The sequence below is a fragment of the Ruegeria sp. SATB027 genome (genome assembly GCF_059613825.1).
The window spans coordinates 23077-46674 of sequence record NZ_JBXWTH010000079.1 but is presented as its reverse complement, the minus strand read 5'-3'; the positions used below and the strand labels follow the sequence as shown (position 1 = coordinate 46674).

General features: G+C 56.1%; 19 protein-coding genes. 13 read left to right on the top strand and 6 right to left on the bottom strand.

Going from position 1 to position 23598, the window contains the following annotated elements; genetic code table 11:
• Nucleotides 1-86: 86 nt before the first annotated feature.
• The 8 genes from AC2FPW_RS20165 to AC2FPW_RS20130 all read left to right on the top strand — a co-directional run bounded on the left by AC2FPW_RS20165 (nucleotide 87) and on the right by AC2FPW_RS20130 (nucleotide 8033).
• Nucleotides 87-1952: a ParB/RepB/Spo0J family partition protein gene (locus AC2FPW_RS20165; protein ID WP_496815128.1), complete on the top strand. Its 1866-nt coding sequence runs from the start codon at nucleotides 87-89 to the stop codon at nucleotides 1950-1952.
• Nucleotides 1953-2025: 73 nt separating this feature from the next.
• Nucleotides 2026-2349, top strand: coding sequence for an antitoxin (locus tag AC2FPW_RS20160; protein WP_496815127.1), 324 nt, complete (start codon nucleotides 2026-2028; stop codon nucleotides 2347-2349).
• On the top strand, nucleotides 2346-2738 hold the full coding sequence (locus AC2FPW_RS20155) for a type II toxin-antitoxin system VapC family toxin (RefSeq protein ID WP_496815126.1): 393 nt from the start codon (nucleotides 2346-2348) through the stop codon (nucleotides 2736-2738). Before AC2FPW_RS20160 ends, AC2FPW_RS20155 begins: the two co-directional genes overlap by 4 nt.
• Nucleotides 2735-3277, top strand: a complete 543-nt coding sequence (locus AC2FPW_RS20150; RefSeq protein ID WP_496815125.1) for a hypothetical protein — start codon at nucleotides 2735-2737, stop codon at nucleotides 3275-3277. The genes AC2FPW_RS20155 and AC2FPW_RS20150 overlap by 4 nt, the downstream gene beginning before the upstream one ends.
• 686 nt (nucleotides 3278-3963) lie before the next feature.
• Nucleotides 3964-4164 (top strand): hypothetical protein, encoded by a 201-nt coding sequence (locus AC2FPW_RS20145; protein WP_170694234.1) that lies wholly within the window; start codon nucleotides 3964-3966, stop codon nucleotides 4162-4164.
• A 487-nt stretch (nucleotides 4165-4651) separates the two neighbouring features.
• The gene (locus tag AC2FPW_RS20140) at nucleotides 4652-5077 is read left to right on the top strand and encodes a ribbon-helix-helix protein, CopG family (protein WP_496815124.1); all 426 of its coding nucleotides are present in this window, start codon (nucleotides 4652-4654) and stop codon (nucleotides 5075-5077) included.
• On the top strand, nucleotides 5074-6909 hold the full coding sequence (locus AC2FPW_RS20135) for a relaxase/mobilization nuclease domain-containing protein (RefSeq protein WP_496815123.1): 1836 nt from the start codon (nucleotides 5074-5076) through the stop codon (nucleotides 6907-6909). The genes AC2FPW_RS20140 and AC2FPW_RS20135 overlap by 4 nt, the downstream gene beginning before the upstream one ends.
• A gap of 86 nt (nucleotides 6910-6995) precedes the next feature.
• Nucleotides 6996-8033, top strand: coding sequence for a hypothetical protein (locus tag AC2FPW_RS20130; protein WP_496815122.1), 1038 nt, complete (start codon nucleotides 6996-6998; stop codon nucleotides 8031-8033).
• A 603-nt stretch (nucleotides 8034-8636) separates the two neighbouring features.
• Here AC2FPW_RS20130 and AC2FPW_RS20125 read toward each other — a convergent pair.
• Genes AC2FPW_RS20125 through AC2FPW_RS20105 form a run of 5 tightly spaced genes read right to left on the bottom strand, consistent with a single transcriptional unit; the run spans nucleotide 8637 to nucleotide 13319 of the window.
• Nucleotides 8637-9827, bottom strand: coding sequence for an anaerobic sulfatase maturase (locus tag AC2FPW_RS20125; RefSeq protein WP_496815121.1), 1191 nt, complete (start codon nucleotides 9825-9827; stop codon nucleotides 8637-8639).
• A gap of 42 nt (nucleotides 9828-9869) precedes the next feature.
• The gene (locus AC2FPW_RS20120) at nucleotides 9870-10718 is read right to left on the bottom strand and encodes a purine-nucleoside phosphorylase (protein WP_496815120.1); all 849 of its coding nucleotides are present in this window, start codon (nucleotides 10716-10718) and stop codon (nucleotides 9870-9872) included.
• Complete coding sequence (locus tag AC2FPW_RS20115) at nucleotides 10718-11461, bottom strand: ABC transporter permease (protein WP_496815119.1); 744 nt, start codon at nucleotides 11459-11461, stop codon at nucleotides 10718-10720. The genes AC2FPW_RS20120 and AC2FPW_RS20115 overlap by 1 nt, the downstream gene beginning before the upstream one ends.
• Nucleotides 11461-12225, bottom strand: coding sequence for an ABC transporter ATP-binding protein (locus AC2FPW_RS20110; RefSeq protein WP_496815118.1), 765 nt, complete (start codon nucleotides 12223-12225; stop codon nucleotides 11461-11463). Before AC2FPW_RS20110 ends, AC2FPW_RS20115 begins: the two co-directional genes overlap by 1 nt.
• 8 nt (nucleotides 12226-12233) lie before the next feature.
• A complete protein-coding gene (locus AC2FPW_RS20105; protein ID WP_496815117.1) occupies nucleotides 12234-13319 on the bottom strand; it encodes an ABC transporter substrate-binding protein in 1086 nt (361 codons plus the stop codon).
• A 243-nt stretch (nucleotides 13320-13562) separates the two neighbouring features.
• On the opposite strand from AC2FPW_RS20105, the gene AC2FPW_RS20100 reads away from it, so the two are divergent.
• From AC2FPW_RS20100 to AC2FPW_RS20080, 5 genes are all read left to right on the top strand, one after another.
• A complete protein-coding gene (locus tag AC2FPW_RS20100) occupies nucleotides 13563-14510 on the top strand; it encodes a LysR family transcriptional regulator (protein WP_496815116.1) in 948 nt (315 codons plus the stop codon).
• 79 nt (nucleotides 14511-14589) lie between these two features.
• Complete coding sequence (locus AC2FPW_RS20095) at nucleotides 14590-16800, top strand: arylsulfatase (protein ID WP_496815115.1); 2211 nt, start codon at nucleotides 14590-14592, stop codon at nucleotides 16798-16800.
• Nucleotides 16800-18011 carry a phosphopentomutase gene (locus AC2FPW_RS20090; protein ID WP_496815114.1) on the top strand — a complete coding sequence of 404 codons (1212 nt, stop codon included), beginning with the start codon at nucleotides 16800-16802 and terminating at the stop codon, nucleotides 18009-18011. The genes AC2FPW_RS20095 and AC2FPW_RS20090 overlap by 1 nt, the downstream gene beginning before the upstream one ends.
• On the top strand, nucleotides 18008-18988 hold the full coding sequence (gene deoC / locus AC2FPW_RS20085) for a deoxyribose-phosphate aldolase (RefSeq protein ID WP_496815113.1): 981 nt from the start codon (nucleotides 18008-18010) through the stop codon (nucleotides 18986-18988). The genes AC2FPW_RS20090 and deoC overlap by 4 nt, the downstream gene beginning before the upstream one ends.
• 9 nt (nucleotides 18989-18997) lie before the next feature.
• Entirely contained in the window at nucleotides 18998-21334 is a 2337-nt protein-coding gene (locus AC2FPW_RS20080) for an aldehyde dehydrogenase family protein (protein WP_496815112.1), read from the top strand.
• 356 nt (nucleotides 21335-21690) lie between these two features.
• Here the strand turns inward: AC2FPW_RS20080 and AC2FPW_RS20075 are convergent, their stop codons facing one another.
• Entirely contained in the window at nucleotides 21691-23556 is a 1866-nt protein-coding gene (locus AC2FPW_RS20075; RefSeq protein ID WP_496815111.1) for a type IV secretory system conjugative DNA transfer family protein, read from the bottom strand.
• Nucleotides 23557-23598: the final 42 nt, after the last annotated feature.

Sequence of the window (23598 nt, the reverse complement as noted above, 5' to 3'; positions counted from 1 at the left end):
GCCTTTAACAATATGACTTGGAAAATGGCCGCATAGGGTCAATAGTGAAACTGTCCGGAAACAGGGACGAAGTCCAGATTTGCCCCATGAGCAAAGTTGAAACATTCATCGCACCGGAAACCATCGAAACCATCTCGCTCTCCGATCTCTACCTGTCTGATCTGAACCCACGACAGGAGGTTGGTGAGGAAGGCATTACACTCTTGGCCGACAGTCTGGTTATGTGCGGCCTGATCCAGAACCTCAGCGGTCTGCGTGATGCGGACGGCAAAGTTGCCATCGTTGCCGGTGGCCGCCGCCTGCGGGCCTTGAAGATCGCCGTGACCGAGCGTGCTGATCTGGCACAGGTTCCAGTGAAGGTGACCGACAATCCCTTCGTGGCCGAACAATGGGCCAATGCGGAAAACACCGCCCGTGAGGAACTGGACCCGGTAGACGAGGTCCGTGCCTATGGCAAGATGGCCGGGAAATCCCTGTCTGTTGCCAAGATCAGCAATGCGTTTGGCGTGACCGAAGCCCATGTGCGCCGCCGTCTTGCGCTGGCGGGTCTGCCCGCCGCCGTTCTGGATGCGCTCAAGGCGGGTGAGATCAGCATGGGGCTGGCCAAGGCCATGACCGTCAGCACCGAAGAAGAGAAAATTCTGGAGGTGCTGGAACAGGCCCAGGAATGCCGATGGTTCAGTGAGTATGATGTCAAACAGGCCCTGACGTCTGAGGCCGTCAGCAGCACCAACCGCAAGGCCGTGTTTGTGCGGCAGGAGGCCTACGTTGACGCGGGCGGCACGATTACTGCTGATCTCTTTGCCGATGAAACCCTGTTCAATGACGGCGAACTACTGGATCGGCTGTTTGCCGAGAAACTGGCGGCTGAAGCGGAAAAGCTGCGCGAAGCGGAAGGCTGGGACTGGGTGGACAAATGTGATGAGAGCTACATCACCTATGGGTTCTCGGGCATCGAAGGCATGCACCGTCTGGAGATGGTGAGCCGGGAGTTCACCGAAGAACAGGCGGAACGGTATGACGAACTTGCTGAACTCTATGAAGGGGAGGCTCTGGACGCGGAGTGTGAAAAGGAACTAGCCGCGCTCGAGGACTATGCCGCGCCGTTCTATTCCGACGCGCAGCGCAAGCTGTCCGGTGTGATTGTCTATGTCGGTAACAATGGCGAGATTAAAACATCATCGGCCTATGTCGCGGCGGAACATGTGCAAGCCGCCATTGAGGCTGGTGTTCTGGCTCCGGTCAAAGAGCCGGAGATCAAAGAAGCATCAAAACCGGCCTATTCGCAGAAATTCATAGACGACATGGGGGCGATCCGGCTGGCAGCAGTTCAAACGGCTCTGCTGGACAAGCCGGATTATGTGCTGAGCCTGTTTGCTTTCTACGCAACCCCGGCCTCCGGTCTGACCAGCAACCTGTTTGGGTTTGGCTATGGTGGTGCCGAGCGGAACAAACCTGAGATTGACGACCAGTTCATCCTCGATCCGCGTCTTGGAGGGGAGCGGGATGAAGCGGCGGAGGCAGCCTATGACCAGTTCCAGGAGATGGCCGCACAAGGCAGCGTGGAGGCGTTCAAAGCGTTTCACGATCTGGGCAAAAAGACCCGCAATGGAGAGATCACAGCTTTTCTTGCGAGGCGGTTCCTGACCCAGCGCCCGGAGTTCATGGCAGAGATCGCGGCTGAGATTGGCGCTGACATGCGCGCGATCTGGACCCCGTCGGCTGAGAACTGCTTCAAGCGCCTGAAAGGCTGGCAGCTGGATGATCTCTACAAAGACCTGCTGGACCTGCACGTCGACACCGACATGTTCAAAGCCTTCACGAAATCCAAGAAAGGCGCGAAGAACGAGGCGCTGCACAAGCTCTTCAATGATCCAGAGCATCAGGCTGCACTGGGTGTGACCGAGGCACAGAAAGCCCGGATTGACACGTGGGTGCCCGATTGCTTCTGAAACTGGCAGGGCAGGGCGCAATGCGCCCTGTCTCGGCCAGCAACCTTGATCATAAAAAATCTTGGATTTTGCCGTGATCGTACTTGAAGCTGCCATATTCAAGGTATATATTTTTGATACATACCAAATGGAGGCGCCAATGCCACAAACAACGGTTGCAAAAGTATTCATGACGGGTCGGTCTCAGGCGGTTCGGTTGCCGAAAGAGTTCAGGTTCAGCACGGATGAAGTGCGGATCAGAGCCGAAGGTTCACGGGTGATCCTTGAGCCTATCGAAAACGATTGGGAATGGTTGCGCGACCTACACAAGTTGGGTCCGTTGGATGATGATGCTGTGCAGGCAGCAGAAGAAGACTTGCCCCCACAAGACCGCCCTGAACTGGATATTTTCAAGTGAAATTCTTGCTCGATACCAATGCAGTCATTGCGGTAATAGCGGGAAATAACGGTTTGATTTCTCGCCTGTCGGAACATGTCCCAAGTGACTTTGCTGTACCCTCTGTTGTTATGTATGAACTCTATTGGGGAGCATACAAAAGTGGAAAAGTTGCTGAGAACGTGGCGCGCGTAGACGCGCTCAGGTTCGAAGTCTTGGACTTGACTGCTGCGGATGGAAAAGCTGCTGGGCTGATCCGTGCCAATCTGAAGGTGAAAGGTACGCCGATTGGGGCTTATGATTTATTGATTGCAGGTCAGGCCGTTGCCCGTTCACTTATCCTGGTCACCAACAACGTCAAAGAGTTTTGCCGGGTTGAGAACCTGAAATATGAGGACTGGCAGACATGACCAACGTCACCGCACCGACCGCCACAGAGAGCACTATGCGCCGCGTCTGGAAATCCGGGCAAATGTTTGTCGGGTTCCATACGGATCAGAAGGGCAAACCGCGCGAACAGCCAAAGCTCTGGCCGCCCAAGAACGGCAGCGCGTCGATCCATGGTGACCCCAACGCGCAAGAGGCCATCGTTGTTGTCAAAGCCGCTGATCTGGAGGCGGCACAAGATGTGCAGATCAAGCTGCACCCAAACCGCATTGTTGTGCGCCGCGATGCGGATATGTGGTGGCAGGGTGTGGCGGTGGATGAGCATTCCGTGACGGTCCGAATGGCCGACAACACGATCATCGAAATCCGCCATGACGGATCGGTGAAACGCCGCTCGCTCCAGGATGAAACCCATGTTGAAGCGGATGGCAGCATCTTCAAGTTCACCGAGTTTGCCGAGGCGCATATGACGGGGGACGGGGTGGAAATGACCCGCCGCACCGAGGATCGCATCGCCACCATCACGGCCGACGGTGTTGTTGATCGCGCGCGCAAGCGTTAGCCTGAACTCAATACCTCCAGAATTTCCCCAAGGTTAAACTGTGGCCCGCTTCGGTGGGCCTCTTTCTTGGAGCGGCATTCCGCGGCCTCTGCCCATGCTCTGGTTGTGCGGCCAGGCGCACACGTGCGATAGGTCACGTGGGTCGCCGTGATATCGCGGCGAAATCCACCCCGCCAAATTGAGTCCGGCTGATCACCTGATCCGCGCAGGCGCGGCTCAGGGCCGGACCGCCCGGTCTTTGGCCTCCGCCAATTGGAACGGGCAACTTGCACCGCTCGTAATCCTTAATCCTTTGCTACGAGGGTCATACCGATCCAGAAAGGCCACCCGCGCCATGAACTGAGCGCTGCGCCTGTGTCGGGCCGAGGTGATGTTGCCGCCGCAAACCACATCGCTTTGTTCGTATGTTCCGTCGGCAGCGGTCCCAGAAATTCTTGCCCGTTATCTGGTCTGACAGTTTCAAACCCGTTGCCAGAAAAGATCCTCGCTGGCCCGTGTTTCTGAAGTGATGAACATAAACGGGCAGTCGGGGAAGACGCGCAGTGCCCGGCCCGGGCACTGCGCTTCAACAAGGAATTTCCCCTGCGCCTGCGGCGCATTCCGCGCGAACCAAATTCCCTGCTGACATCCCCTTGATGCCCGCTTTTCCCATGTTCATCGAAACACGTCATAGCAAGGATCAAACAATGGCAACTCAAACTCTGAAACTGAACGTCAAGACCGGTGAGAAAGAAGGCAAGACTTTCTGGGATCGCTGCGGGGTTCTCTTCGTCAACACGGATGAAACCGGCAATATCACCTCGATCCAGGTCAAGCACAACATGTTCCCCGGCGTCGAGATGGTGGCCTTCCCAAAGCGGAACGATGACGAGCCCGTCACCGAATGACGAAAGGGCAGGGCGGCGCAAGCCGCCCTTTCTTTTGCTCCGGCCGCAGGCCGGACCACATATGCGCCACAGGTGGCGCGCGGCCGAACGGCCGGGCAGGGACATCGCCCTACCGCAACGCGGCAGTTCGCACCCCTGCCACACCCGCCGCGCAGGCGGCGGGAAACTGAGCGCGCTGAGGCGCGCGGAAAATGCCATACTGAACTTGAACGTGCCGGAATGTGACGGGCGCTGTTCGGGCAGCTCCCGCTTCGCGTGATTGCCCTGCGCCGGTCCACCGGCACCCACGCCTGCTGGTTGGAAAAGGGGCGGAACCCATTTCCCGGGGTGGAGATTGCCTCCAAGAGCAAAACTGTTCCGAGGGCAATTTGAGAAAATACGGATTTCTAAAATCACCCCCGGTTTCCTCTTGGAGTGTATGACAGGATAATGTAGTTGTGTTACAAATCAAAATACAACTAAAGATTGATACTCAACTGGGTGCGTATTGAGCGAGAGCAGACCTTCTGACACCACCGTCTTTTCCGTGCGTTTGCCAGTGGATGCGCTGGAGCGTCTGGAAGCGGCCGTGGACGCGCTCGGTGCCAAGAGCCGCAATCAGATTATCCAGCGACTGATCTATCGACTGATCGGGTATCTCGATCCGGACCCGGCCCTGGTGGAGCTCTGGCAGAAGCACTTGCGTCAGGTTCAGGGTGGATACACCAACCTCAACCAGCTTGCGAAGTCGGCCAAGCGCGGCACGGTGATCTGGACGGATGATGACCACCGCGACGTCGAACATCTCCATCGCGCGATCATCCAGCACCGGCAAGATTTGAAGGCGATGATCACTGCCGCCCGCCGAAACCGAGAACCAGAATCCGCCATTCGCCGGATCTTGCGCGACGACGATTGGACACCCGAAAAATGAACGCCGTTGCCCGCGATCTGACAGCCGGAGACTTCCTGGAACTTGCCTTCCGTGAGGCTCAGAAGGGTGTCGATCGTTCCAAGCAAATCAATCAGCAGCTGCAGACCGCAAAGCGCATGAAGTTCATGGTTTCGCGGGCCTCATCCATCAAGGCGCGGCTTGGTGCCGTGGTTGGAAAGCCCGAGGCAGTTGTGAAACACGTCCGCAAAGGTGGGGTAAAAAACGCGCATGAGCTGCGCCGCCAGATCAACTATCTGACCGTCCGGGCAGAGGGCGTGTTGGACATCCGAGACAATGGCGTGACCCCGCTCGATGCGGATCAGGTCAGTGATTTGATCGAGACCTGGGCCGAGGATTTCAACGGGAAAACCAACTACGGTTACACCCGTCACATGATCGTTTCTTTTCCCGAAGGCACCTATCCGGACGCCGCGCATGAGGCCGGTTTAGAGTTCGCAGATCGGCTATTTGGCAGCGGTAACTTTGGCGATACCTGGGACTACCTGACTGTGTTCCACAACGACACTGACAACCCCCATGTCCACATCGTTGTGAACAACCGTGGCGTCGAACATGGGCAGTGGTTGGCTATGGGTATGAGCAGCGAAATGAACATCGACGTTCAGCGCTCTATCCAGGTCGAGGTTGCTGAGGAATACGGAATTGAGCTAACCGCAACGACCCGCCTTGAGCGCGGATTGCGGCAGGAAGTCGAGACCGATACGTGGAAAGTTCAGGCCGGAATGGCGGTTGTTGAAAGTACCCCGGAAGTCGAAGTTACGGCCCGCGACATGGCCGCCGATGTGATGACTCTATCCATCGCAAGAATGTCCGATCTGTTTGATGAGCGCGCCAACGCCATCAAAGACCGGATCGAAGAGTTTGCCATCCAACTCGTAGAAGGAGAAAGCCCAGTGACTTCAAGATTGGAACACTTACTGGATCAGGCCCATCATTTTGATGATTACGGTGAGCCGGGAGACCCGTCTTATGTGTCGCCCGAAGTCATGAGTAACTTGCGGCGGCACATCGAATTAGGTGGTTCTGAAGAAACAATCACGCCCGAGTTGAAGGCTCAGGTTGATGCCCATATCAGCGACGTTCGGGACAACGAACAGAGCCATCCGTATCTGTCTGCCCTTGCTGATATTGTCGATGACAAGGAGTTCCAGGCGTCCGCTGATTATGCCCCGGCAGCACGCCGCTACGAGGTCTATATGAAGGACACCTTGGGCGAGGGGGCCTATGAGGACTTCCAGTCTCAGACCAAAGAATTGCTGCAATCAATCGACAAGATGGAAGGTCTTGCTCGTGAGGTTGACGACCCAAATCTGCGTGTCGCTATGGACCTTCAGATCGGCGAGCTGAAGGGCGATGTTGCGGATCTGCGCACTAACGATCCAGACCTTCAAGCCTTCATCATCGAGGACCGGCGCTACTCAACGATGATGGGAGTGGGCACCGCTGAAATGGATGTCTTGGACTATCCAGAGGCCGACAAGTGGGCGGCGATCCGCAAGGAAGTCACCGACAGGGCCAGCAGCTACGGCCTTGATGGCGAGGCGTTCGTTGCCCGCTTTGGCGACCATCACAACGTCACTTTGGGCACTACAATGGGATGGCGCAGCGACGACATTTCGACCGCCGCAGCCCACTTCCAGGCTCAAGGATTGTCGGACAGCCACAACCGGGCAGAGGCCGTTGTTGACGAGCTGCACCAGCTTGCTTCTTCCAGGATCATCGCAATCTCAGAAGAACTTTCAGACGTTCACGCCCACGCAACGCACCCGCTCTTGCAAGGGCGGGGCGACGATGACGGACACAGCCTATAAGGAGTTCACCCGGTCTGCCTGATGAGCGCGCCAACGCCGTAGGTAGATCCATCAAAGAGTTTTCCATCAACTCGCAAAGGAAAACTATGGTTTCGCGTACAGACTATCTTTTGAACGAAGTCGAACACTTCGCACCCTATTCCCAATTTGATCAATCCGCCCCGCGCGAGGATCGCGTTTCTGAGCAGATCGACATCATCAAGAAAGAACAGCAGGCGATGGGCTTTGATCGTGCAGCCATCGCTTCAAAGAGCTTCGACATCGAGGACCAGGCCAACCGACGAGTTGACGAACATACGGCGCAACAAGATCTGGTCGAAGAACTGAAAATCGAATTGGAGGCTGCGGAGCGGTCGGGGGAGCCGGTAGATCTGAATGATATGCAGGCTTTGGTTTATCTGCACATGAACGATGCTCAGGAATACGACCTGTATCATCCCTACTATTCGTCCCTTGCGGATCTGTCCGGCGACAAAGGGTTTCAGGATTCCGACGACTACCAGTCGCCCGGTGATCGCTATGTTCAGTATATGCAATCCGCTCTGGGTCAGGCCGGTTTCGAGAACTACGAACAGCAGACCAAGGACATTGTGAACTCCATCGAGAACATGGAGGCTCTTGCACGAGAGGTCGAAGACCCGCATCTGCGTGCTGCAATGGACGTGCAGATCGGAGAGCTGAAGGGCGATGTTGCCGAGCTACGCCCATACGACACCAACCTGCAGGCGTACACTGTTGCTGACGACAGTTACACCACATCCATGAATGCGACCGAGTTGGACAACCTGGACCCGTCCGAGGCCGAAAAATGGCTAGCAGTGCGTGACGACATTGTTGCTACCGTCAACAGCTTCGGTCTCGACGGAAACAAGTTCCTGGCCCGCTACAACGATCATGGCAGCGTTTCAGTCGGCACCACGGCGACTTGGCGAGACGCGGACATTTCCACCGCCGCCGCCCACTTTGACAGCCAAGGCGTTCAGGACAGCTACGAGCGCGCCGAGGCCGTTGTCGGTGAGCTGCACCAAGTTTCATCCAGCAAGATTGCCGCAGTGGTGCAAGAGATTGTCCATACCCGCGAACAGGCCACCCACGTCCATGAAGATGATGGACACAGCCTTTAACCACGGAGGACATTATTGATTATTGTTCGCGCTGGTGAATGTGTTGCCGGGAACAGCGAGACCACCGGGTTGGAGTAATGTGGGGTCTGTTCCGATTGGGACGGACTCTTGTCCTTGGGCATTTCGGGCTTTCGCTGCACCACGTTTGAGCAGGTAAGATGCGGACTTTGCCGCCATTGCCCTTCCCGGCGTTTGCTGACGCAGCATCCGATCGCAAGTGCGGCATGCTAGTAGTTGCTTTGCAGCCGAAGTTGCCAGAGCGGTCATCCGAACCAGTCTGAGGTGCGAAATTCAAACCGCTTTTTCGCTGCAGTCAGGATCGACTATCAAAGAGCGGACGAAACGGGGATTCCGTGCGGCGCTCCTATTGCCGTGCGTCGCTTCGTTGTCAGAGCGGCGACTGCAAGCTCGGTTTTGCCTGACGCAATTGATGTGACTGGGTCACCACCTGCCATGGGTCGGCATTTCGGAATTACCGCATTCTTCAGATCTAGCTGTGGAATCTCATGAGGTTGTTCAGATCCAGGCCTGATCGGCTAATCGGTGTTTTTCGTTTTATCCCGGGTTGTGCCTGCGCCAATAGCCACTCACGGTAATTCCCGTTCAAATCGTAGAATGCGTTTTCACTATGTCGGCAGCCGGGTGGCCGGCTGCTACAATGCTGGCCATCTTTCTCAAGCGGTTACCGGCATGGTGGAAAAACATCGTGTAGCTTTCACAAAAGTAATTGTGCCCCGGCTCGCCGTCGCGTGCGTCAGAAAAGCGGTGTTTCGGGCATCCACCATTGCAGGCGAAACGGAAACTACAGGCGCGGCACTGTGCGGTCAGTTTGTCGGCCTTGTCGTGGCCAAACTCTTGTTGGCGGCCCGCCCAGACCATTTCCCGCATCGGCGTTTCAGATATATTTCCCAGCCGGTACTCGGGATAGACGTAATGGTCACAGGAATAAAGGCTTCCGTCGTGCTCCAGTGCCAGCCCGTTGCCGCATGTCTCGGCAAAAATGCAGAGCGACGAGCCTCGTCCCATCCAAAGGCCAAGCTGTACATCGAAGAACTGGACAAAATGCTTACCGATGTCGCCCTTGAACCAGGCGTCGAACACATCGCACAGGAACTTGCCATAGGCGCGAGGACTGACGCTCCAGGGCGTGACGGTGTTCCCCGGATCCATGTCCACCTGGGGCGCGGACGCAAGCGCACCTCCGGAACTGCGTTCGGCGATGGGGATGAACTGCATGAACTCAATCCCCAGCCGCTTCAGAAATTGATAGACTTCCTTGCCCTTGCCACCATTGGCCCGATGCACGGTGGTCAGCGCGTTGTGCGCGACCTCGTACCGCTGAAGTATCTCAAGCCCCCGCATGACCGAGTCAAAGGTCGGCCGCCCGGCGCGGTCGATCCGATACCGGTCGTGGATCTTCTTCGGGCCGTCGATGCTGATCCCGACGAGGAAGTCGTTGTCGTGGAGAAATGAGCCCCATTCGTCGTTCAGTAGAATTCCGTTGGTCTGAAAGGCATTGCTGATCTTCACGCCTGCCGGCGCATATTGCTTTTGCAGTTCGACGGCACGCTGAAAAAAATCTATCCCCAGCATCGTTGGCTCCCCACCTTGCCAGGCGAAAGTCACTTCGGGCATTCCGGCCTCAAGCGAGGCTTCAATCAACTGCCGGGTGTAGCTCTCCAGCACGTCGTCGGTCATTCGGAACTTTTTTTCCGTGGGGTAGAGTTTCTCCTTCTCCAGGTAATAGCAGTATTCGCAGTTGATATTGCAGCGCGGCCCGATGGGCTTGGTCATGATGTGAAAATGTCGAGGGCGCTGCAAATTGTGACTCCAATATTATTCCGCGCCGATGGGGGACGCTGAGCGCCCCACAAAGCCGGATACCAATGCTTCAAAGCGACGGGCAGCTTTCGCGCCTTCGGCTTTGACTTCCTCGTGATCAAGTTTGCCTTCACCCAATCCAGCACCAAGGTTGGTAATTAGGGACAGTGCCACAACCCGCAAACCCATCGACCGGGCCAGTATTGTCTCGGGTACAGTTGACATTCCAACGGCGTCGATCCCTAGCAGGGCTGCCAAGCGTACCTCGGCGGGTGTCTCGTAACTCGGGCCTGAGAACCAGCCATAAACGCCTTCGGCGAGCGTAATGCCCTGATCCAGAGCGGTCAGTCGCATTGCGTTGCAATGCTCCTGATCATAGGCCTCCGTCATGTCAACAAAACCGGCATCTCCGGTATTGCCGATTAGTGGGTTCCGTCCAGACCAGTTGATATGATCGGTAATCAGCATCAATGTCCCGGGCCGTAGTTCTGTGCGGGTTGAGCCAGCGGCATTGGACAGGACCAATTTCGAAGCACCCATGGCGGACAGAACCGACAAAGGGAGCCGCATAGCGTTTGGATCGCCGTGTTCGTAATAGTGTGACCGACCCGCGAACATCATGACCGGCACCCCGGCGAGCTTACCGATGATCAGGTGTCCGGAATGACCCGGAACTGTCGAAACGGGAAAGCCGGGAAGTTCTTCGTACGAAATGGCAGTTGCATCTGACATCTGATCGGCCAGCCCGCCAAGACCGGAGCCCAGCACAATCCCCATCGCTGGGCAGAAATCCCCCGCACGGTCGCGAATAGCGTCCAGGCAAGTGGAAACAACTGCCTGGTTGTCCTGTTTTTCCTGTGCCATCAGTCGGCCTCCTGCCAGCGCAGCACCCATTTGCGCAACCGCACGACGAGGACAAAGTTGCCGACACCCAGAAGCCCGGAAATCAGGGTAATTGCGTAGAGCTGATCTGCACGGAAACTGTCCATCGCAGTGACGATAAGTGACCCAAGCCCGGTGCGCGAGAAAAAGAACTCGGCGACGATCGCAGCAATGATCGAGGCGGTGAAAGCGACTTCGTGCGCGGCCATATAGTACGGCACAGCCGAGGGCCAGCGGACTTTCCAGAATACCTGCCAGCGGCTCGCGTTGAGGACGTGCAACCGGTCCAGTAGTCCTTTATCGGCTGCCCGCAATCCGGCAGCGACATTTGCCAGCAGCGGGAAAAAGGTGACCAGGAAGACGATGATAATCTTGGGTAATGAGGTCCGTCCCAGCGTGATGATCAGGATTGGTGCAATTGTTACGAAAGGGATATTCTTGATCACAACCATCCAGGGCATCAGGAAATGCTCGGACGATGGGCGATAAACGAACAGGATCGCAAGGGCGACGGCAAAGATGTTCGCGATGGCGTATCCGACAAGCGCTCCCCACATGGTGACGCCAGTGTGGTAGAGCAGGCTTTTCCACTCGGTGGCAATAGTCTTCATCACAACCATCGGAGGCGGCAGAATGAAAGGCTGGAGCCCCGAGATAATCACCAGCAATTGCCAAATGATCGGAATGGAAACCAGCATAAGGATATAGGACTTGCGGACCGACATCAGACTGCTCCTTCCATGTCTTCAACAGCGTAGAGTTTTCGGCGAACTTCAAGCACGAGATCACCAAACTCTTCGGTAGTTTTTAGGTCTCGCTTGCGCGGGCGCGGCAGATCCACCGTGACAACGGTGTCGATCTCACCCGGCCGGGCACTCAAGATGACAATACGGTCGGCCAGCATTACGGCCTCTTCGATTGAATGGGTTACCAGAATTACTGTTTTCGGGTTCTTTAACAGAACTTCGCCCAACCATTCGGCCATTGCCTCCTTGGTCATTTCATCAAGCGCGCCAAATGGTTCATCCATTAACAGATAGTGCGGATTGTGCACCAAGGCGGCCGCGATATTGACCCGTTGCTGCATCCCTCCCGACAGTTTGTGGGGGTGGTGATGCTTGAACTGCCCCAGCCCAAAGTCCTCCAGTAGTTTCTCGGGATCAAGACCATGCGAAACCGTGGTAATGTCGAGTGTCATCTTCACGTTTTCCAGCGCGGTGATTGATGGCACAAGTGCCGCTTTCTGGAATACAAAGCCCAAGTCTCGGGCAATGCGTGCTTCCTCTGGTTTCTGGCCACCCAGAAGCACTTTCCCGCTGGTCGGCTCCTCCAGCCCCAGGGTATGGCGGAGCATGGTTGTCTTGCCGCAACCCGAGGGTCCAATGAGGGCAATGAACTCGCCCTCATCTATGTCGAGGTTGATGTCTCGAAGGGCTTCGACTTTGCCAAAGCTCTTGGACAGGTTTTGGAATGAAATACCCTTCTTCATCGTTGTCCTCAGTCGCAGGAGATGGTGTCCATGAACCCGTATTGTACGAGTGTCGCGGTGTTTTCGTCCCAGAACTCCGGCTTCGAGCCCATCAATTCGTCACCATCTTCGCCACGGATCAGAAATTCCTGACGCTCGAACCTGAACATGATAGATTCCTTGGTCAGGTGAGGAGCGTCGATTGCGTATTCAAGTGCAATCTCTGCGGACTTTTCCGGCTCATCCAGCAGAAACTTCAGGCCTCGATAGGTCGCACGCATGAACCGTTCTGCTACATCGCGTCCGGCAGGATCGTCCAGCATCTCATCTGTCATGACGATGATGCCGGTCTTGTTGTCAAAGGCAAAGTCACGCCACATGATCCCGTTCCAATCATATCCTTTCGCCTCGATGTCGCGTGTCTGGTTGAACACCCAGCCGAGATAGAAGTCGGCCGTTTCCGTATAGAGAACGTCCGGTGCGAAGCCGGCCTTGATCACTTCGACGCTGTCGATTGGGACTCCGGCCTTATCCAGCATGATCGGAAGGAACTGCAGGAAAGGCGCGCCGCCGACGATCCGTCCTTGCAGGTCCTGCGGGGTCAGGTCACGGCCCTGAAGTTCCGGGTTGATGGTGAGCAGAACGCCAGGAGCACCCTGGAGGATGTTGCCGACTACCTTGATCCCGGTGATCGGTGTTGGCGAGGTCAGCGCCTGAGGCACATAAATGCCTGAAGCATGCACGGCGATGTCGACAGCGCCGCCAGCCAGGGTCTGAATGTGGTTCTTGCCTGGACCACCAGCGACCAATTCGATCTCCAGACCTTCATCGGCAAAGTAGCCGTTGACAATGGCGTTGTAGAAGGGTGCCTGCTCGTCGTTCAGGACCCAAGGCATCCCCACCCGCAGCTTGACGGTCTCAGCCAGCGGCGCATTGGGAACCAGGTTGTTCGGATCCGGCATCACTTCGCTGGTGACATAGCTGGACGCGGGCACGACCTTTTGCACACAGGCCAAAGCATCTTCGTATGACATCTTGGCGACACTGTCGGCCTGGCCTGCCAAAGGCACAGCCGCCAAAAGGGCTGCCGCGGCAGTTTGTTTCAGAAATCGCATGTATTCCTCCCAGTCAGGTTTTTGGTATCAATGGCTGGTCAAAGGGACCGGGCATTGGATGAGTTGAATTCGGGCGGATGGTCCTCACGGAATCGCACGGGCACCGAGAATGGCTCGCGTGGATCAAAAAGAGTGGTCACGAATTTCATGACATTCCTCCCGGTAGGAGCGAGCCTAATTGACAGCATTCCCATCGCGTAGATACTAAGTTGGGCAAAAGGCATATACAGTGGCTATATAGAAATGTTCCCAGAAAAACCGAGATTTCCGAACATGGCCCTGTTGCGGCAGTTCGTAGAAGTCGCAAATGAACGTGGGATTGCACGGGCGGCGCGCAGTCTTAGCATGACCCAGCCTGCACTGTCCAAGAATCTCAAGCGGCTTGAAGAGACGGTCGGGGCGACTCTGTTTGAACGCCATACCAAGGGTACGGCCCTGACAACAGCAGGTCAGGCGCTCTATCAGCGGGCTTTGAAAATCATCCTGGAATATGAGCATGCCTTGCAGGAGGTGCAAAATGCCCTAACCAGGGATGAAGGCATCTTGCGGATTGGCGCCGGGCCGGTTTTTGCCTCGACAATCATCCCGGCCGCCATTCCCAGGTTTCAGAGGCACTATCCAAAATACCGTATCTCCGTGAAAACCATGCCTGCCGAACAGCTTCAGGAAGAACTCGAGCTGGGTCGAGTCGATATGATCGCCAGTGTCATTCTGAAACGTGACCGCACTGATCAGGTTCAACGTCCCGTTCGGCTTGCCGGTTTGTCGATATTATGTGCTGCAGACCACCCCCTGACCTCCATCCCGGCGCCGGTTGCCCTGGAAGAGGTGGTCAGGTACCCGTTTGTTTCGTTTGAACCCGATCATGAACTGATCCGTAAACTGGCGCATATTTTAAGCGATAACGGCGCTCCGCCGCCGCGATACCGGGTCGAAACGAACTCGATATTCGGAGCCATCGAGCAGGTTCGCAGCGGATCACACCTGATGTTCGGATCCTCTTTGCTGACGGATTATCCCATAGGAACCGGATTGGTAAATCTGCAGGTCGGGGTGGATCTTGGCGACTACAAAATGGGCTTCATCCTACGCAAAGGCCAGGAGGATCTGCCTGTATATCGCGGTTTCATGAATATCGTTCGGCAGGAGGTTATACGCGACGTAGAGAATAGATATAGCCAAAATGACTAACTTTTGGACTTTTTGGAATTAGCTCTGAGCTTTCGGCTTGTCATAATTTGAAAGGAATCCTGACAAGAGTGGAAGCATCATGGAAGACTTTCCTGGCAAAATTAGACGGACAGTAGACGAATCGACGCCATACTGGCCAGAACGTACGCAAAGTCGCTCGCAACGCCCCAACGTCATTACCGTTTTGCTTGACGACACCGGTTGGGCCGATTTCGGCTGTTTTGGATCAGAAATACGCACACCCAACATTGATGTGCTGGCTTCCGGCGGGGTTCGCTACACGAACTTTCATGTTACACCACTTTGCTCTCCAACCCGTGCTGCGATGTTCACAGGTCGAAATCACCACGCGGTTGGAATGCGTTGCTTGGCAGATACCGATACCGGCTTTCCCAACGGGCGCGGTTCAGTGCCTGCCGACATTCCAATGTTTCCGGCTCTCCTGCGGGATCGGGGCTATGGGACGTTTCTTGTTGGAAAGTGGCATTTGACCCCGGCACACGAGGTGACTGCCGCCGGCCCATACAACAACTGGCCGCTGGCGCGCGGGTTTGATCGGTTCTATGGGTTGCTTGGTGGATGTACCGATCAATATGCGCCTGAATTGTGCCAGGACAATCACCAATTCGAACCCGAACTGGATGAAGACTATCACCTGACCGAGGACCTTTGTGATCGGGCTATTACCTATCTGCGTGACCACATGTCCTTGCGGAGTGAGGATCCCTTCTATTTGAACCTGGCCTTCGGGGCGACGCATGCACCCTTGCAGGTTCCCAAGCGATACATCGAGCCGTATGTGTCGGTGTTTGAAAAAGGGTGGGACAAAACCCGCGAGGACCGTCTTGAACAACAAAAACGGATGCGACTCGTCCGGAAGGACACCACCCTCGCCGAGCGCAATCCTGAAGTGCCTGCCTGGGACAGTCTCGACGAAGACCAGAAACTGCTCTTCACCCACCTTCAGGCTGCGTATGCAGGTTTTTTGGAGCACACGGATGAACATCTTGGTCGGGTCGTGGCCGAGTTGAAGCGGTTGGGGATTTTTGAAAACACAATTATTCTGGTCATGTCCGATAACGGTGCCAGCCGCGAAGGTGGCGAGAATGGTGCCGTTGATGTGAACGCCCCATATTCAGGCAAACCGCAATCGGTCGAAGAGCAACTGAAACGGTTGGACAAGATCGGAGGGGCCGAAGGCCCGGCGCACTACCCTCAGGGTTGGGCGATGGCTGGCAACACGCCTTTCCGTCGCTACAAGCAATTTGTCGAACTTGGCGGGGTTCGTTCACCGTTGGTGGTCAGTTGGCCCGGCGGCATTTCGGACGAAGGAGCGATCAGAGATCAGTTTTTGCATGTCATCGATGTGGCTCCGACTTTGATGGAGCTTACCGGTGACCGTCATGGTGCAGAGTTTGATGGGCAAAGTTTTCAGCACACATTCGATCGCGCAGAGGCTCCGGCACCGCGCAGTGTTCAGTATTGGGAAATGTTTGGTCGACGTGCAATCTTTGCTGACGGTTGGAAAGCGATCAGCACCCATGAAAAGGGCGACGATTACGAGCAAGACCAATGGGCGCTCTACGACACCAATTCGGATTTCTCCGAATCCACGGACGTTTCGCGTACACACCCGGACCGGCTGGAAGAGTTGAAGGACTTATGGTGGCACGAAGCCGAGGCCAACTCGGTGCTGCCGCTTGATGACCGCACCCTGGTCGATATCATCAACTTCCGTCAGCCAAACGGATTGATGGCGAAATCCAGTGTGACGCTGTTCCCGGGGCAGGGGCATATTCCACAATACTCAATGATCACTTCGACGGAACGGTCTATGGGGATCACCGCCCATTTCGAGGCGCCTTTAAGTGGCGGGGTTGAGGGTGTGATCCTGGCCTCGGGCGAGGCGAATGGGGGCTATACATTCTATATCAAGGACAAACAGTTGTGCTTTGAGCATGTGTACCTGGGGCGCCGCAATGTCACGGTTGCCGATCTGATAGACCAGTCCAAAACTGTGAGCGTGATTGTCCATGTCGCTGATGACGACAGTGCTACGGTTCAGCTTTTTGCGAACCGGCGGCGTGTAGGCCGCGGCAGTATTGCCGAAGTTGCCAACCACCTTTCGTTTTGGGGTATCGATGTCGCCCATGACGGGGGCGCCAGGGTTTCAGAGGCCTATTCCGGCCGTTTTCCATTTCCACAGGACGCGATTTCCAGTATCGACCTGCGGTTTTTCGAGGGTGCTTCAGCCGAGGACATCGCAGCGCAGATGGAGGCAACCGAATAGTGGCGCGCGCGGTATTGATCGTTCTGGATTCCTTGGGTATCGGTGGTGCACCTGACGCAGTCAATTTTGGCGATGTCGGTGCAAACACTGCCGGTCACATCAGGGAGTTTCGACGAGCGCGCGGGAGTGATCTTCATCTTCCGAACCTCGGAGGCATGGGGCTGTGGCAGGCTCTGGCTGCTTCGGATTCCGCTATCGGACCGGCACCCGCGCCTTCGCCAAAGGCGATCTGGGGTGTTGGGCGGGAAACGGCCAGGGGAAAGGATACAACAACCGGTCATTGGGAAATCGCCTGCGCCCCACCGGAACAGGATTTCCACATCTTCCCAGAAGTGACGCCCTGCTTTCCCGCGGCGTTGACCCACGCCATGATCCTTCAGGGAGATCTGCCGGGTGTTTTGGCTGAGTGCCACGCTTCGGGAACCGAAATCATCGATCGCCTCGGCGAAAGGCATGTCACCAGCGGCAAACCGATTGTTTACACTTCTGCCGACAGCGTCATCCAGATCGCTGCGCATGAAACTGCCTTTGGCCTCGAAAGGCTGTACGATCTGTGTCGGCTCACGCGTGAATTGGCCAATCCCCTGATGGTGGGTCGCGTTATTGCCCGCCCTTTTGACGGTGAATCCGGCGAATTCGCTCGCACAGCCAATCGTCGCGATTTCGCGATGCCGCCGTTCTCGCCAACGATATTGGACGATCTCAACAAAAAGGGCCGGCAGGTCATCAGCGTTGGGAAGGTCTCGGATATCTTCGCTGGAAGGGGCGTCACCGAAAGCCGAAAAGCCAGTGGCATCAAAGGCACGTTCAAGGCAACGCTAAGTGCCTTGGACGAACTTCAGGATCGCGGGCTCGTCTTCAGCAACATCGTGGAATTTGATAGTGACTACGGTCACAGGCGCGACCCCGAGGGCTACGCCAGAGCATTGGAACAGTTTGACGCTCTGCTTCCCGAGCTTCTTGCCAGGCTCCATAGCAACGACATGCTTATTCTCACGGCGGACCATGGCAACGATCCGACCTGGACCGGGACCGATCACACCCGCGAGCAAGTGCCGATCCTGATCAGCCTGTCGGATACAGATCCCGGCACCATTGGATTGCGTGGTTTTTCGGATATCGGCGCAACCATTGCCGATCATCTCGGTATCCCGGCCACCGGTCCTGGCGAAAGCTTTCTTTCCATTCTCAATCAGGAAGGCACCGAATGACGCTTCCCGCACCGCCGCAATTGTCCAATTTTCCCCGCAATCCCGGGGTTGAGCTGAACCTGGATTGGGTTGAAGCTGCCCGTGCTAATACGCCCGCGATCAGCCGCCGCGTTGACACCCTTGGAGGACGGCGGACTGTTAAGAAGGTCTACCAGGCGGCATGGCTCATGAAGGCGATACAATGCATCGATCTGACGACACTCTCTGGCGATGACACCGCGGGGCGGGTCCGCCGCCTCTGCGAAAAGGCAAAGCGTCCCGTCCGACAGGATATCCTCGAGCAGCTCGGTGTCGGGGACATGAATGTTACGACCGGTGCGGTATGTGTTTATCACGACATGATCGCCACTGCCAAAGAGCGCCTCACGGGCACCAGTATCCCTGTTGCAGTCGTATCCACAGGCTTCCCCGCCGGACTTTCGCCTCTGGATCTCAGGATAAGGGAAGTTGAGGCTTCGGTCGCGGAGGGGGCCGATGAGATCGACATAGTTATCTCGCGTCGTCACGTTCTGACCCAGAACTGGAAAGCCATGTATGACGAAGTCAGGGCGTTTCGTGAAGCCTGCGGAGAAGCCCACATGAAGACGATCCTTGCGACTGGGGAACTGCGAACTCTGCGGAATGTATGTAAAGCGTCCCACGTGGCGATGATGGCTGGGTCAGATTTCATCAAGACTTCGACCGGCAAGGAAGAGACTAACGCTACGCTACCGGTGTCGCTGACGATGGTGAGAGCGATCCGGGACTATCACGAACGGACAGGTTTCAAAGTTGGTTACAAGCCTGCAGGCGGTGTCGGCAAGGCCAAGGATGCACTGGCCTACTTGGTTTTGATGAAGGAAGAGCTGGGAACACGATGGTTGGAACCCGACCTGTTTCGGTTCGGCGCGTCCAGCCTTTTGGGTGACATCGAACGCCAGTTGGAACACTTCACCTCAGGGGCCTATTCGGCTTCGCACCGTCACCCAATCGCTTGAGGGTATACAATGAACATTCAGGAAATCATGGAAACCATGGCCTACGGACCGGCACCCGAAAGCACGCAGGAGGCAGTTGCTTGGCTGGAAAGCCTCAACAAATGCTTCGGTCAGTTCATCGGTGGCAAATTCCGCAAACCCGCCACGGGAGAGTATTTCGCTACAGTCAATCCCGCATCCCAGGAAGAACTGGCGCGAATTGCCGCCGGCAGCCCCGATGATGTCGATGCTGCGGTCAAAGCCGCGCGCAAGGCTCAGCCGGGTTGGGCGGCACTCAAGGGAACCGAACGTGCCAGATACTTATATGCTATCGCGCGGCATCTTCAGAAACACCACCGATTGTTCGCGGTTCTGGAAAGCCTCGACAACGGTAAGACCATTCGTGAGACACGCGATATAGATGTGCCATTGGCAATACGCCATTTCTATTATCATGCCGGCTGGGCATCGCTTCAGGAGGATGAGCTTTCAGGATACGAACCTCTTGGCGTCGCTGGCCAGATCATCCCATGGAATTTCCCGCTGCTCATGTTGGCATGGAAAATAGCGCCAGCAATCGCCTTGGGAAATACAGTTGTCCTCAAACCGGCAGAGCAGACGCCCTTAACAGCGCTTGCCTTTGCGACGGTTTGCCGGGACATCGGTCTTCCGGATGGGGTTGTGAACATTGTGACTGGTGATGGGAGAGCTGGTGCGGCAATCGTCGATCACCCCGGAATCAACAAGATTGCTTTCACCGGATCGACCGACGTGGGAAAAACCATCCGAAAGAAGACCGCCGGAACCGGCAAGAGCCTGACGCTGGAATTGGGTGGCAAATCGCCGTTCATTGTGTTTGATGACGCTGACCTGGACAGCGCAGTTGAGGGTGTTGTGGATTCCATCTGGTTCAATCAGGGCCAGGTCTGCTGCGCCGGATCCCGGCTGCTCATGCAGGAAGGGATTGCGAGAGCCTTCACCAACAAACTGAGGGCGCGGCTGGAAACGCTTCGCATCGGAAACCCGCTTGAGAAAAATGTCGATATGGGTGCGATTGTCTCGCGCGAGCAGCTTGACCGCATATCGGGGTTGGTTACACGCGCCTGCGAAGATGGCGCTCAGCTAATCCAAACACCGGCAAAACTGCCGGAAATTGGGTTCTTTTTTCCACCCACGCTGCTGACCGACGTCGAGCCTTCCTTTGAAATTGCACAGGAAGAAGTGTTTGGTCCGGTTCTGGTGGCCATGACGTTCCGCACGCCTGATGAGGCAGTGTTGCTTGCCAACAATTCCCGGTACGGGCTGGCCGCCAGTGTTTGGAGCGAGAACATAAACCTCGCACTAGATGTGGCGCCAAAGCTGAAAACCGGCGTTGTCTGGGTGAACTCAGCCAATCAGTTTGACGCCGCTGCGGGCTTTGGTGGTGTCAAAGAATCCGGATATGGCCGCGAAGGCGGACGAGAAGGTCTACAGGCCTACCTCAAGCCAATTGTGCCGCATCGCAAAGCGGCACAGGGGACAAAGCGTTCCAAAGTCAAGGTCGTCGAATCTCCGGCGCTCGACCGAACAGCCAAGAACTTCCTGGGAGGCAAACAGATGCGACCCGATGGCGGCTATTCTTTTGCTGTGACCGGGAAAGACGGTTCCCTTCTGGGGCATGTAGGACAGAGTAACCGCAAGGATATCCGTAATGCCGTCGAGGCTGCGCGCAATATGCAAGCCTGGACAAGTATGTCTGCCAATGGTCGCGCTCAGATTCTCTACTACCTGGCGGAGAACCTTTCGGTCCGTAGAGGCGAGTTCAGTTCCCGTATTGCTGCGATGACCGGTGCACCGAACGCTTTGGCCGAGGTGGATGAAGCAATTGACCTTCTGTTCCGCTCTGCCGGGTGGGCCGACAAATATGATGGAGCGGTTCGGTCGGTGTCTGCGCCAGGCGTGGTCTTGCAGACGAATGAGCCAATTGGCGTGATTGGCATTCTCTGCTCGGCAGAGCGGCCGCTTGCCGGTTTCATTGAGCTGATCGCCCCCGCGCTGGCAGTAGGAAACCGCGTTGTCGCCGTCCCAAGCGCTACTGCTCCGCTTTGTGTGACCGATTTCTATCAGGTGCTGGAGACATCGGACCTGCCCGCCGGGGCAGTGAACATCGTCACCGGTGATAGCGCGGAGCTGGCGAAGGTCTTGGCTAAACACAACGATGTGGACGCGATCTGGACCACGAACCCTGAAACGTCAGAGGCAATCGAACAAATGTCTATCGGCAACCTCAAACGTACTTGGACTGTACCGGATGCGAAAATCAGTGTGCGCGACGTCTTGGCGCATGCAACCCAATCGAAAAGCATCTGGATTCCGTTTGGAGAGTAACTAAAGAAGGGTTGGAGAAATCACGGACCTTAGCGCGAGGGATATGAGGGCGACCACAGAGGCGTAGCGTTACCGGTTTTCAACCCCTTTTTTTGTGCCAACAACCGCTCGTGACCATCGTTTTTTGAGAAGCCGCGGCCTGCGAATTCGCGCAACAAAACTCGCTGCGGCGTGTTTGAATGGCTGGCTTCACGCCGCCCCGCAGAGCGGAAGCTAGAGCGCTCGCAGCGAGATTTTGAGACTTCTGCGTTGGGCTCGGAACGCTTTTTCGCGGCATCGCGAACGAGCGGCTGGTCAAAGTGTCAAGCTGACATTCCCCGTTTTCTCTATTTCCGAAACATAAGGTAATAATCGGTTTATTGTGCCAGCTTCCCCATCGCCAGTTGTTTCGCTGATCTCGCCTTGCTTCTGGTTTCAACCCTTTGCTCATCAAACGCTGCTTTCACCGCTTGATCTTTTTCCGAAACCTCTCTCGCCGGGGCAGGGGCCGGTTTCGCATCAGCCAGCGCCTTTGCCGTGTCCGTGGCTTGCTCTGCAGCCAGATCAAGGTGTGTCCCCTTGATCTTCGGACTATCGCCACCCAAGAACTGCATGAAATAAGGATCTTCGAAATATCGGATCTTGTTTGCGATCACCGGCATCTTGCCTTCGCGGATCAGCACAACCTCATTCTCAGGCAGTCGGCCAACGTGTTCAGGTCGGAGCAGGCGAATGCCTTCCTCGCGTTCCGATATGCTGCCCATTTCCATTTTGCCGAGCGCCCGCGACTTCGATTTGCTCATGACTGTTTTATCACCGATGGATCTGGACACGTGTTCGCGGACCTCTGAATCCTCAGAGGCCGCAAACATTTGCGTCCCGGCGTTTGCCAGCATCGCCCGCACACCTTCATGCCCATAAATGTCCTGCAGGCGCGACAGCGTTTGCGAAATCACGATGATCCGACCGCCGAACGATCGCATAGTGTCATAGGCTTCAACGACGCGCTCAAGGTGGCCGAGACGCTGAAACTCATCGAGCAGCATCAAAACCTTGAACGGCTCATCTTCGCCCGGCTCAACGGTTTCGATGGTGTTCACCAGATCAAGGAAGAACAGGCGAATGAGTGTCCGGAACTCTTTGACCTTCTTCCCTGGCACAGAAAAGTAGATCGAGGTGGGGCGCCGACGCAGATCTTCGAAGTTGACGTCATTGCCCTGCGTGGCTCTTGCCACAGAGGGGTTGCGCCAGAGCTGCAGGCCGGAGTTCAGCATAACCGAAATCGTTGACCGCAAGATTTTGGATTCTTCGGCTGCAAGATTCAGAAACTCATCTGCAGCTCGCGCATAGCCTACTTCTGCAGCCATTTTCTCATAGTCCTTTTGCTTCGTCGTTTTGACCAGGCGCAGGACTTCGGAAACGTATGGCCGACCTCGCTTGATCGCCAACATCGCCATTGCGCAGAACATGCCCTCGACACCCCCCATAAACCCCTGTGCGGACGAGCTGGGCGTGTCGAACATCTGGGTTGCAACCTGAATCACTTCTTCCCATCGCCGGTCCAGATTGTCGGCACGTGCTGCGCGGCGCAGAGGGTTGTAGCTGTGGCTTTTGTCGGGGTTCTCGGGGTCGAACACAAAAACCTCATCACCCATTGCTGCCCGCCGCGCGCCGGTCGCTTGGAATATCTCGCCCTTGATGTCCAGGACGACGCAAGAACCATTGAAACGCAGAACATTCGGGATCACAAAACCGCTGGTTTTACCCGAACCAGACGGGGCAATGAACATCGCGTGTGGCTTTTGAACGCCGGGACCGGGCTTATAGTAGATTGCGGTTTTGTCCTTTGGCTCACCAAATTTGGCAAACACGATTTCACTATCCAAGGGGTCCTTGAGCTTCAGCACCGAAGCATAGCCCTCCCGGACGAGCTGAGGGGCCTTTGCAAAACTCGCATCACCGTATTTCGTTGAGGGACCACGCAGCGCAGCCGCCACGAATGCAAAGGTCAAAACCCCCGCCGCGACCACCGCCACCAGACCCATGATCTGCTGCGTTTCTGCGGGCTGTGCCATGAACTTCTCTGGGATCGCCCAGACGTCCAGCCCGCGAAAGCCCCTCGTGTTGAGGTATTCGATGACCAGCCCGATCACCAACACTGCGCAAGCCGAGGTAGCGATAAAGCCCATTGTACCGGCTATCGCTACTTTCTTGCCTTTGGGGAGATCCTGAAACTCAGCCATCCGTCAGCTCACGCCTGAAGAAATACCTGTCTCCATACTTAA

Excerpts from the sequence above, each read along its gene's own strand:
- AC2FPW_RS20125 (WP_496815121.1), bottom strand. The coding sequence starts at position 9,827 with ATGACCAAGCCCATCGGGCCGCGCTGCAATATCAACTGCGAATACTGC.
- AC2FPW_RS20080 (WP_496815112.1), top strand. The coding sequence starts at position 18,998 with ATGAACATTCAGGAAATCATGGAAACCATGGCCTACGGACCGGCACCC.
- AC2FPW_RS20095 (WP_496815115.1), top strand. The coding sequence starts at position 14,590 with ATGGAAGACTTTCCTGGCAAAATTAGACGGACAGTAGACGAATCGACG.
- deoC (WP_496815113.1), top strand. The coding sequence starts at position 18,008 with ATGACGCTTCCCGCACCGCCGCAATTGTCCAATTTTCCCCGCAATCCC.
- AC2FPW_RS20115 (WP_496815119.1), bottom strand. The coding sequence starts at position 11,461 with ATGTCGGTCCGCAAGTCCTATATCCTTATGCTGGTTTCCATTCCGATC.
- AC2FPW_RS20145 (WP_170694234.1), top strand. The coding sequence starts at position 3,964 with ATGGCAACTCAAACTCTGAAACTGAACGTCAAGACCGGTGAGAAAGAA.
- AC2FPW_RS20150 (WP_496815125.1), top strand. The coding sequence starts at position 2,735 with ATGACCAACGTCACCGCACCGACCGCCACAGAGAGCACTATGCGCCGC.
- AC2FPW_RS20135 (WP_496815123.1), top strand. The coding sequence starts at position 5,074 with ATGAACGCCGTTGCCCGCGATCTGACAGCCGGAGACTTCCTGGAACTT.
- AC2FPW_RS20075 (WP_496815111.1), bottom strand. The coding sequence starts at position 23,556 with ATGGCTGAGTTTCAGGATCTCCCCAAAGGCAAGAAAGTAGCGATAGCC.
- AC2FPW_RS20110 (WP_496815118.1), bottom strand. The coding sequence starts at position 12,225 with ATGAAGAAGGGTATTTCATTCCAAAACCTGTCCAAGAGCTTTGGCAAA.
- AC2FPW_RS20165 (WP_496815128.1), top strand. The coding sequence starts at position 87 with ATGAGCAAAGTTGAAACATTCATCGCACCGGAAACCATCGAAACCATC.
- AC2FPW_RS20105 (WP_496815117.1), bottom strand. The coding sequence starts at position 13,319 with ATGCGATTTCTGAAACAAACTGCCGCGGCAGCCCTTTTGGCGGCTGTG.
- AC2FPW_RS20130 (WP_496815122.1), top strand. The coding sequence starts at position 6,996 with ATGGTTTCGCGTACAGACTATCTTTTGAACGAAGTCGAACACTTCGCA.
- AC2FPW_RS20100 (WP_496815116.1), top strand. The coding sequence starts at position 13,563 with ATGTTCCCAGAAAAACCGAGATTTCCGAACATGGCCCTGTTGCGGCAG.
- AC2FPW_RS20120 (WP_496815120.1), bottom strand. The coding sequence starts at position 10,718 with ATGGCACAGGAAAAACAGGACAACCAGGCAGTTGTTTCCACTTGCCTG.